The organism is Saccharopolyspora oryzae (assembly GCF_027853915.1).
GTDB classification, from domain to species: Bacteria; Actinomycetota; Actinomycetes; order Mycobacteriales; family Pseudonocardiaceae; genus Saccharopolyspora; species Saccharopolyspora oryzae.
On sequence record NZ_JAQGLA010000146.1, the window covers coordinates 1 to 9,268 of the forward strand.

Here is a 9,268-nt window from a genome sequence, read left to right on the forward strand (position 1 = left end):
ACCTGCTGGTGCTCGGTGACCAGCAGCCGGGCCGCCGGTGGAGCCGCCCGGTCGCGCTGATCGACGTGGTGCGCTCGTCGATCTCCGAGATCGACCAGTACTCGCGGGTGGTCGTCGGGCACGTGCCGAAGATGATGGTGCACGGCGCCGCCGTCGGCGACACCATCCACCTGATCTCCGAGCTGATCGACAACGCCACCGCGTTCTCGCCGCCGAACACCCAGGTGCAGGTGGACGCCAAGGAGGTCGCGCGCGGTGTCGCCATCGACATCGCCGACCAGGGCCTGGGCATGGACGAGGAGACCCGCGGCCGGGCCAACGCGATGATGTCCGCGCCGCCGGAGTTCGACCGGCTGGTGCTGGAGAGCAACAAGGCCGAGCAGCTGGGCCTGTTCACCGCGGCGCGGCTGGCGCACCGCCGCGACATCGCCGTCGAGTTCGGCGTCTCGGCCTACGGCGGAACCCGGGCCACGGTGCTGATCCCGGACCGCCTGCTGGACGCCGACACCTCGGTGACCTCGAGCAACGGCAGCGGGCCGCTGACCCTGCCGCCGAACCAGGCGGTCCGGAGTGGCGTGGGACACGAGCTCCCGGCGGTGCCCAAGCCGCGCGAGTTGAGCTGGAATGGGGTCATGACCGACGAGCCCGACACGCCGGCCCCGAAGCCGGTCGACACGACCTACGAGTGGCCGCAGTCGGACCCGGCACCCGCGCCAGAGCCGCCCCCGGCCGCGCCGCCGCAGGTGGAGCAGGCGGCGCAGCCCGAGGAGCAGAAGCCGAAGAGCAGCCGGCCGCCGCTGCCCAAGCGGGTCCCGCAGCGCAACCTCGCGGACGGCCTGCGCGATGATCCAGATCAGGAAGATCAGGACGTCGTCGCCACGCCCAGCAAGCTGGCCGGGTTCCGACGGGCGTTCCGCGGCGGATTCGGCGACGAGCCGGCCGACCGCTCCTGAGAGACCAGACGAGAAGCAAGTGTGTGTGAGGTGGCCATGACCGAAACAGCGTCGAAACTGAGTTGGCTGCTGGACGACTTCGTGCAGGGCGTGCACGGTGCCGACCACGCAGTCGTGCTGTCCAACGACGGCCTGGTGATCGCCAAGTCGGTCGACCTGGACCGCGACTCCGCCGACAAGCTGGCAGCCGCGGCGTCGAGCATGCGCAGCATCGGCAAGGGCGTCAGCAAGGACTTCGGTCGCGGGCAGGTGGCGCAGACCCACGTCGAGATGGAGCACGGCTTCCTGTTCGTCTCCGCTGCCGGCAGCGGGGCGTGCTTGGCGGTGCTGTGCTCGTCCGACGCCGACATCGAGCTCGTGGCGTACGAGATGGGACGGCTCATCACCCGCGTCGGCAGCTTCCTGTCGGCCGCCCCCAGGGAAACGCGCGAAAGGACCTGACGGTGGACGAGGCGTGGTACGACGACGAGGCGGGCCCGATCGTCCGTCCTTACACGATCACGCGCGGTCGCACGCCGACCGGGAGAACGCGGCTCGACACGGCCAGCCAGGTGCTGACGGACGAGCCGCGCCCGGAGCCGCTGCGGCTGGAGCTCACCCCGGAACACGGCTGGATCCTGGACGCGTGCACGCGCCCGGTGTCGCTGGCCGAGCTCGCCGTGCTGCTGGGGCAGCCGGTGGGCGTGGTCCGGGTCCTGTGCAGCGACCTGCTGGACCACGGCGCCGTCTTCGTGCGCTCGCCTCGTACCGAAGTCAGCCGAGAGATCTTGGAGCAGGTGTACCGTGGCCTTAGCAGACTCTAGTCTGGTCGAAAGTCGTTCCGTCCCAGGCGGATCCGGGGCCGAGTCGGCGCCGATCCCGGTGAAGCTGGTCATCGCGGGCGGGTTCGGTGCGGGCAAGACCACGCTGGTCGGCGCGGTCAGCGAGATCCCGCCGCTGACCACCGAAGAGGAGATGACGGTCGTCAGCGAGGGCGTGGACGACGTCACCGGTGTCGAGCGCAAGACGACCACGACGGTGGCGCTGGACTTCGGGCGCATCACGATCTCCGAGCAGATCGTGCTGTACCTGTTCGGCGCGCCCGGGCAGGACCGGTTCTGGCCGCTGTGGAACGACTTGGCGCTGGGTGCGGCCGGTGCCGTGGTCCTGGTCGACACCCGCAAGCTGGAGGACGGGTTCGCCTCCATCGACTTCTTCGAACGGCGCGACATCCCGTTCGTGGTGGCCGTCAACGTCTTCGACGACGCCTACCACTACGAGCCGGAGGAGCTGCGCGAGGCGCTGACCATCTCGCCGGACGTGCCGATCGTGATGTGCGATGCGCGGGACCGGGAGCTGGCCAAGACGACGCTGCTCACCCTGGTGAAGCGGGCGATCGACAAGCTTCCGTCCACATAGGACTCGCGAGAGCGGGGAGGGGCGCCTGGAACGGGATTCCAGGCGCCCCTCGTCGCGTCGGGGATCAGGGCTCGATCGGCTCGGTGCGGCAGCGGAAGTGCCGCAGCACCTCCGGGTTGTGGGTCAGGCGGTAGCCGGGAACCTGCTCGGGGTTCTTGGCGATCTCGCCCAGGACGTCGGCGACGTACTCCATGTGGCTGCGGTCGTAGACGCGGCGCGGTAGCGCCAACCGGACCAGCTCGAACGGCGGCGGGGTGACCAGCTCGTTGTTCTCGTCGAATTCGCCGAGGAACAGCGCCCCGCCCGCGGCCCGGATGCCGCCTTCCCGGTACAGCGCGCAGGTGAGCGCGTGGTCGGGCAGGTGGTGCGGCTGCAGGTGCGGCAGCAGCGCACCGGCGTTGACGTAGACCGCGTGCAGCCCGGTCGGGCGGACCGTCTCCACGCCCGCGGCGTGCAGCCGGTCGGCCAGGAACCCGGCTTCGTGTTCCCGGTCGGCCAGGTAGTTCGGGTCCAGCACTTCGCGCAGGCCCTGCGCGAGCTGTTCCAGGGTGTGCCCGGTCAGGCCGCCGTAGGTGCGGAAACCCTCGGTGGCGATGACGTCGACCTCGCAGCGGTCGGCCAGCTCGGAGTCGTGCACCGCGATGAACGCGCCCTCGTGCGAGAGCCCGTCCTTCTTGAGGCTGGCGACCACGGCGTCGCCGAACTCGAACGCCTTGCGCGCCACCTCGCGCGGGCTCCAGTCCTGGTAGCCGGGCTCCCGCCGGGTGACCAGCCAGGCGTTCTCGGCGAACCGCGCGGCGTCGAGCACCAGCGGCACGCGGTGCTCGGTGGCCACCGCGCGGATCTCGGCGAGGTTGGCCATCGACACCGGCTGGCCGCCACCGCCGTTGTTGGTGATGGTGACGACGATCTGCTTGACCCGGGAGCCGTCCGGACCGGCGAGGACGGCCTTGACCGCCTCGACGTCGATGTTGCCCTTGAACGGTGCGTCGCCGGCCATGTCGAACAGCTCGGGGCTGGGCAGGTCCCGGGCCTCGGCGCCGATGCGCTCGACGTTGGCCCGGGTGGTGTCGAAGTGCATGTTGCTGAGGCTGATGTCGCCCGGCCCGATCAGCGCGCCGAACAGCACCCGCTCGGCGGCCCGGCCCTGGTGCACGGGCAGGACGTGCTCGTGCGGCACGACGTCGCGGACGGCGTCGCGGAACCGGAACCAGGAGTCGGCCCCGGCGTACCGCTCGTCGGCCCGCTGCGCCCACGCCTGCTGGTCGGTCGACACCGCGCCGGTGCCGGAGTCCGACAGCAGGTCGATGCTGACCTTGTCGCCCCGGATGTTGAACGGGTTGTGGCCGGCGCGGTCCAGCTCGGCGATGCGCTCCTCCCGGGTGGTGATCGGGATGGGGCGCACGACGGCGGACACGAAGGGCCGGAGATGCGGCATGCGGGGTGCTCCCTACGGTTCTCTGACGGGTTGACCGGGCGGGGTGCCCGGCGGCTCGGGGGTTCGCCTAGTTCTGGACGGTTCCGCCGTAGGCCTCGGACGAGAGGTACAGCGACGTTCCGGTCTGGTTCGGACTGAGCCGCAGCGAGATGTGCGCGAGCAGTCCGGGTTGGGCGTCCAGCGGGCGATCTGTGAGCGCGTTGAGGGACCCGTCGAGCGCCGCGGGGTCGAGGTGGAGGCGCTGCAGGTGCTGGGCGACCCGGTCGCGGGCCACCCCGTCGTGCGGGACGTAGTCGCGGATCGGCAGGTAGAGGCTGTAGTTGCTGGGCTTGTCCAGGTCGCCTGAGACGAAGGAGTAGCTCGACATCAGCGGCCGCCGGTCGAAGACCTCGGTGCCCGGGGCCAGCACCGAGCAGAATTCGCGGACCGCGTTGGGGTCGATGCCGGGCACCGCGCTGGCGGCGAGCTCGGCGTCGGCGGCCCGGGCGTTGAGCTGCCGCACGTAGAGCTTGACCCGCGCCTGCTCGCTGTGCTCGAGGTCGATGGCGAAGAACGTCGGCAGGTCCAGCCCTTCGCGGCGGAGGGCGTGGTTGGTGACCAGGTCGTACGCGTTCGGCATGCCCAGCCGGTCGAAGGCTTCGGCGACAACCTCCGGCGCGGCGTCCTCACCGTGCATGTCGGTGTTGAAGTAGAGCTTGAACGACGGGTTGCCGCGGGTGTCGAAGATCAGCGAGAACGCCCAGGAGAACCAGCTCTGGGGCTGTTCGGAGGTGAAGAGGTCCTGCACGGCTTCCAGGCGTTCCAGGGCCAGGTCGTGGCGTTCGGCCAGTTCCGCGACGAGGTCCTTGGACGCTTGCAGGTTGGCCACCGGGCTGGGGTTCTCGGCCAGCCGCTCGAGGTGGATCCGCAGGTGCCGGGCGCCGTTGCTCTCGAACTGGACGGAGTACTCCACCGGGCTCGCGTCGTCGGCGACGCCGGAGGGCCACAGCGGCGGTTCGGACAGCGAGCGGTTGGCGACCGGTCCGAGCATTTCGCCGACGAGGTGCGGAGGCGTGCTCTTGTCTATGCCGATGACGTCGCAGAGGTTCTGCAACTGCTTTTTCGTTAACTCGCCCAGCGTTCTCTCGGCAGGACTCATGGAAACCCCGATCCATGTGACTCGAATCCGTGGCATGCCCCTCGCACAGCCTGAGGCGCGGTCACGCTAATACGTGCGTTCCGGACATGCCAGGTCCACTGGCGTGATCTTCGGCATCTCTTACTTTTGCCGGTGCACAGCGCAGGTCAAGTGCGTCATGCGGGCACCATTGGACACTTCGGATGAGATCGATTCGTGATGGAACGGTGATTCCGATTCGGAATTCGGTTTGTTACAGGTTCGGCGTTGTTCGCAATCGGGTGAACCGCATCGGAATCCTGTCCGATTCGGTCGGGCTCGGAGTTCACGTCGACTTGTCGGACGGGTGCTCCGGGATTCATCGTTCGTTCGAGGACGTCGTGGTGTCCCGGGTGGACCGATCGACCGGGTCGATCGGTCCACTGCGGCCGGTTCAGCGTCCCAGGTGCATCCCGCCGGAGACGTGCAGGACCTGCCCGGTGATGTGCGATGCCTCCGGCGAGGCGAGGAAGTGGACGAGCGCGGCCACCTCGTCGACCCGGCCGAGGCGCCCGTCGGCGGCCCGCGACTCGACGAATTCGCGCCGTGCGGCGGGGAAGTCGCCGCCGCGGAAGAAGTCCGTGCCCTCGGTCGGCCCGGGGGAGACGACGTTGGCGGTGATGCCGCGCGCGCCGAGCTGGAAGGCCAGCTCGGAGGTCCACGGCTCCAGCGTCGCCTTGACCGCGCCGTAGCTGCCCTGCCCGGACCGCGCGGTCACGGAGCCGAGGTTGACGATCCGCGCGTGGTCGGCGAGCCGGGGCAGCAGCGCTTGCGTCACGAGCACGGCGCTGAGCACGTTCGCCTCGAAGTTCGCCGCCCAGGAGGCGCGCACCGCTTCGAGGTCGTCGGCCGCCGGAGCGCCGTTGGGCAGGTCGGTGTTGCCGCCCGCCGCGTTGACCAGCACGTCGATCCGGTCGGGGAGTTCGGCCGCGGCGGCCCGGACCGCTGCCGGGTCGGTGGCGTCGACCGGGACGGCGCGCGCCGACGAGCCCAGCTCGGCGACGGTCTCGGCGAGCTTGTCCGGGCGCCGGCCCAGCACTGCCACCTGGTCGCCGTTCGCCACCAGTCGTGCTGCCACGGCGCGACCGATCCCGGTGCCGCCGCCGGTGACGACTGCGTTGCGGGACATGTTCCCTCCTAGTTCTTTAGGTCTAAAGACGTAGCCGATGCTAGCCACTCTTTAGGCCTAAAGACAACCGGGCTAGACTGCGCCCATGAACGCCGACGCGGTGGACGGCATCGTCGAGCAGTGGGCGCGGGAGCGGCCGGACATGCCGGTGGACTCCATCGGGGTGATCGCCCGGATCCTGCGCATCGCAAAGCTGATCATCGACGAGCGCCGCCGCGCGCTGGCCGAGCTGGGCATCGACAGCGCCACCCTCGACCTGCTCGCCACGCTGCGCCGCGCGGGTGCGCCCTACCGGCTCAGCCCGGCCGACATCGCGGAGAAATGCCTGGTCAGCGGTGGTGCGATCACGCAGCGCGTGACGCGGGCCGAGGACGCCGGGCTGGTGCGGACCCAGCGGTCGGCCTCCGGGAAGCGGACCGTGGCCGTGGAGCTCACCGGGCACGGCCACCAGGTGATCGAGCACGACATCGAGGTGCTGATCGGCCGGGAGCGCCGGCTGGTGTCCGGACTGTCCACCGGAGACCGCCGGCAGCTGGAGGGGCTGCTGCGCGAACTGCTGGGGCACATGAGCAGCGATTGACCCTCCGCCGCGCCGCGGGAACTCGGCGTCACCTGCTCCGGTAGACTTCAGCGGCCGGGGAGCAGAGTGGAAGTGAGAGTCTCGATGGCACGTGACGCGGACCGCGGCGGTTCCGCGGGCAACTCAGGGATCTTGAGCCGGATCGACAAGTTCTGCTGGATCCCCGTGGTGCCGATGCTGCTGCTGGCGCTCTTGGTCGTGATCCTGTTTCAGATCTACGAGCTGAGCCTGCTGCTGCTGGTGGGGGCGCTGATCATCCTCGGTTTCGACCTCTGGGTGAACAGCCGCAACAAGTCGGCCGCGCCGCGCCAGCCGCGCCGCGCCCCGCGCGATGACGACGACTTCTTCGGCGACGCCGACGACCGCCCCCGCCGTGAACCGGCCCGCCGGCCCGCGCGCCAGGCCCCGCAGGGGCGCCCCGCCGCTGCTCGCGGCGGAGCCCCGCGAGGCGGCGCCACCCGCGCCGCGAACCCGCCGCGCGGTGGGCAGGGCCGGCCGCAGCAGCGCCCGGGCGGTCGTCCCGGCGTCCGCCGCTGACTACTTCCTGGGCACGCGGCCCATCAGGAAGAACTCCTCGTTGGGCCGCAGCGCCATCAGGTGCGCCATCCGGTTGGACATCGCGAAGAACGCGGTGATCGCACCGATGTCCCAGATCTCGTCCTCGGACAGGCCTGCTTCGCGCGCTGCGGTCAGGTCGTGCTCGCCGAAGAGCGCTGAGTCCTGGGACAGCGCCAGCGCCAGGTCCACGATGGCCCGGCGCCGGTCGTCCAGCTGAGCGCCCCACGGGTTGGCGGCCACCAGGTCCGCCAGCTGGGAGTCCTTCGCGCGCACCCGCAGGATCGCGCCGTGCGCGACGATGCAGTACGTGCAGTGGTTGGCCGCCGAGGTCGCGACCACGACCAGTTCCCGCTCGGCCTTGGTCAGGCCGGAATCGCGTTCCATCAGCGCGTCGTGGTAGTCGCAGAACGCGCGCAGCTCGTCCGGCCGGTGCCCCATCGCGAGGAAGACGTTGGGCACGAATCCGGACTTCTCCGCCAGGGCCCCGATGCGCTCCCGCAGATCCTCGGGAAGATCCGCGAGCTGCACCGAACCGAACCGGCTGATCTCATCACTCATGCCCGGCACGGTATTACCCGGACCAGCGCCACCGCGAGCCCCGGAAATTTCGGTTCCGATCGGCATCGGCCCCCGCCGGGCAACGGCGGGGGCCGGATCGAGACAGCTCCACAATGGACGGAGGCCGGGGTGCGGGCACCCCGGCCTCCGGTGTCAGACGCTCACTGCGTTCCGCTGCGCCTCGCCGTTCGTTTTGGGCGGCTTCAGCCCCAGTTCCTCGGTCGGTACCCGGTGGGTCTCCCGCCCGGTGGCCACCGCGACCGCGTTGAGCACGCACAGGCCCGCGGTGAACAGCGCGACGTTCACCCAGCCGTCCCGGCCGCCGCCGATGGCTTCGGCGATGCTCGGGGCGAATCCGGCGATCGCGAACCCGATCTGGGTGCCGACGGCCATGCCGGACAGCCGGACCCGGGCCGGGAACATCTCGCCGTAGAAGGCGGGCCAGATCCCGTTGGTCGCGCTGTAGACGACGCCGAACATCAGGATCCCGGTCAGGAAGATCAGCGGGTAGTGGCCCGTCGACAGCGACCAGAGGTAGGCGGCCATCAGCGCCGCGCAGCCCAGCGAACCGCCGATGAACACCGGCTTGCGGCCGATCCGGTCGGCGAGCCGGGCCCACAGCGGGATCGTGATCAAGGCCGCGACGTTGGCGATCACCCCGACCCACAGGATCGGACTCCGCTCCAGGCCGACCGTGTTCACCGCGTAGCTCAGCGCGTAGACGGTGAAGATGGTGCTCACCGCGGCGATCACCGAGGCCACCACGACCCGCAGCACGTCGGCCCAGTGGTCGCGGAACAGCGGCGCCAGCGGGGTCTTGGCCCGCTTGGTCCCGCCCGCGATCTCCTGCTCGAACACCGGGGTCTCGTCGAGCTTGCGGCGGATCACCAGCCCGACGACCACCACGACCGCGCTGAGCCAGAACGGCACCCGCCAGCCCCAGCTCAGCAGCTGCTCCTCGGGCAGTGCCGCCACCGGCAGGAACACCGCGGTCGCCAGGATCTGCCCGGCCTGGGTGCCGCTGAGCGTGAAGCTGGTGTAGTAGGCGCGGCGGTGCGACGGGGCGTGCTCCAGCGACATCGAGTTGGCGCCGGCCTGTTCCCCGGCGGCCGAGAAGCCCTGCAGCAGCCGCAGCGCGACCAGCAGCGCGGGTGCGGCGACGCCGATCTGCTGGTAGGTGGGCAGGCAGCCGACCAGCACGGTCGCCACCCCCATCAGCAGCACGGTGTGCACCATGACGCGCTTGCGGCCGAAGACGTCGCCGATGTGGCCGAGCACGAACGCGCCGATCGGCCGGGCCAGGTAGCCGACGCCGAAGGTGGCCAGCGCGAGCAGCGTGCCTGCGGCGGGGGAGGAGTCGGGGAAGAAGATCTTGTTGAACACCAGCGCGGCGGCGGTGCCGTAGATGAAGAAGTCGTAGTACTCCAGGGCGCTGCCGATCCACGCGGCGAGGGCGGCCTTGCGGGGTTTGCCGCGCTGGTGTTCAACAAGATCTTCT

11 protein-coding genes are annotated in these 9,268 nt (G+C 70.3%); 6 read left to right on the forward strand and 5 right to left on the reverse strand.

Features of this window, described 5'->3' with window-relative positions:
- The 4 genes from OU415_RS37145 to OU415_RS37160 all read left to right on the forward strand — a co-directional run.
- Nucleotides 1-953 (forward strand): sensor histidine kinase (locus OU415_RS37145; protein ID WP_333779289.1); only part of this gene is annotated, 953 nt, incomplete at its 5' end.
- A gap of 36 nt (nucleotides 954-989) precedes the next feature.
- On the forward strand, nucleotides 990-1,394 hold the full coding sequence (locus OU415_RS37150) for a roadblock/LC7 domain-containing protein (protein WP_270954424.1): 405 nt from the start codon (nucleotides 990-992) through the stop codon (nucleotides 1,392-1,394).
- A gap of 2 nt (nucleotides 1,395-1,396) precedes the next feature.
- Entirely contained in the window at nucleotides 1,397-1,756 is a 360-nt protein-coding gene (locus OU415_RS37155) for a DUF742 domain-containing protein (RefSeq protein WP_270954426.1), read from the forward strand.
- A 58-nt stretch (nucleotides 1,757-1,814) separates the two neighbouring features.
- Nucleotides 1,815-2,351 (forward strand): GTP-binding protein, encoded by a 537-nt coding sequence (locus OU415_RS37160; protein WP_408641994.1) that lies wholly within the window; start codon nucleotides 1,815-1,817, stop codon nucleotides 2,349-2,351.
- Nucleotides 2,352-2,415: 64 nt separating this feature from the next.
- On the opposite strand, the gene OU415_RS37165 is transcribed toward OU415_RS37160, so the two are convergent.
- The 3 genes from OU415_RS37165 to OU415_RS37175 form a co-directional block, all read right to left on the reverse strand.
- A complete protein-coding gene (locus tag OU415_RS37165; protein ID WP_270954428.1) occupies nucleotides 2,416-3,789 on the reverse strand; it encodes a tryptophanase in 1,374 nt (457 codons plus the stop codon).
- A gap of 67 nt (nucleotides 3,790-3,856) precedes the next feature.
- The gene (locus OU415_RS37170; protein ID WP_270954430.1) at nucleotides 3,857-4,927 is read right to left on the reverse strand and encodes a tryptophan dimethylallyltransferase family protein; all 1,071 of its coding nucleotides are present in this window, start codon (nucleotides 4,925-4,927) and stop codon (nucleotides 3,857-3,859) included.
- Between the two features lie 412 nt (nucleotides 4,928-5,339).
- On the reverse strand, nucleotides 5,340-6,074 hold the full coding sequence (locus OU415_RS37175; RefSeq protein ID WP_270954432.1) for an SDR family NAD(P)-dependent oxidoreductase: 735 nt from the start codon (nucleotides 6,072-6,074) through the stop codon (nucleotides 5,340-5,342).
- 85 nt (nucleotides 6,075-6,159) lie between these two features.
- Here OU415_RS37175 and OU415_RS37180 point away from each other — a divergent pair, with 85 nt between their 5' ends.
- Nucleotides 6,160-6,654 carry a MarR family winged helix-turn-helix transcriptional regulator gene (locus OU415_RS37180; RefSeq protein WP_270954433.1) on the forward strand — a complete coding sequence of 165 codons (495 nt, stop codon included), beginning with the start codon at nucleotides 6,160-6,162 and terminating at the stop codon, nucleotides 6,652-6,654.
- 84 nt (nucleotides 6,655-6,738) lie between these two features.
- Nucleotides 6,739-7,191 (forward strand): hypothetical protein, encoded by a 453-nt coding sequence (locus OU415_RS37185; protein ID WP_270954434.1) that lies wholly within the window; start codon nucleotides 6,739-6,741, stop codon nucleotides 7,189-7,191.
- On the opposite strand, the gene OU415_RS37190 is transcribed toward OU415_RS37185, so the two are convergent.
- Together OU415_RS37190 and OU415_RS37195 are read right to left on the reverse strand one after the other, a co-directional pair.
- Nucleotides 7,192-7,770 carry a peroxidase-related enzyme gene (locus OU415_RS37190; protein ID WP_270954435.1) on the reverse strand — a complete coding sequence of 193 codons (579 nt, stop codon included), beginning with the start codon at nucleotides 7,768-7,770 and terminating at the stop codon, nucleotides 7,192-7,194.
- 153 nt (nucleotides 7,771-7,923) lie between these two features.
- Nucleotides 7,924-9,268 (reverse strand): MFS transporter (locus OU415_RS37195; RefSeq protein WP_408641995.1); only part of this gene is annotated, 1,345 nt, incomplete at its 5' end.

What these genes read in the sequence shown, in the direction of transcription:
- OU415_RS37150 (WP_270954424.1), top strand. Translation starts at nt 990, where the DNA reads ATGACCGAAACAGCGTCGAAACTGAGTTGGCTGCTGGACGACTTCGTG.
- OU415_RS37165 (WP_270954428.1), bottom strand. Translation starts at nt 3,789, where the DNA reads ATGCCGCATCTCCGGCCCTTCGTGTCCGCCGTCGTGCGCCCCATCCCG.
- OU415_RS37170 (WP_270954430.1), bottom strand. Translation starts at nt 4,927, where the DNA reads ATGAGTCCTGCCGAGAGAACGCTGGGCGAGTTAACGAAAAAGCAGTTG.
- OU415_RS37175 (WP_270954432.1), bottom strand. Translation starts at nt 6,074, where the DNA reads ATGTCCCGCAACGCAGTCGTCACCGGCGGCGGCACCGGGATCGGTCGC.
- OU415_RS37180 (WP_270954433.1), top strand. Translation starts at nt 6,160, where the DNA reads ATGAACGCCGACGCGGTGGACGGCATCGTCGAGCAGTGGGCGCGGGAG.
- OU415_RS37185 (WP_270954434.1), top strand. Translation starts at nt 6,739, where the DNA reads ATGGCACGTGACGCGGACCGCGGCGGTTCCGCGGGCAACTCAGGGATC.
- OU415_RS37190 (WP_270954435.1), bottom strand. Translation starts at nt 7,770, where the DNA reads ATGAGTGATGAGATCAGCCGGTTCGGTTCGGTGCAGCTCGCGGATCTT.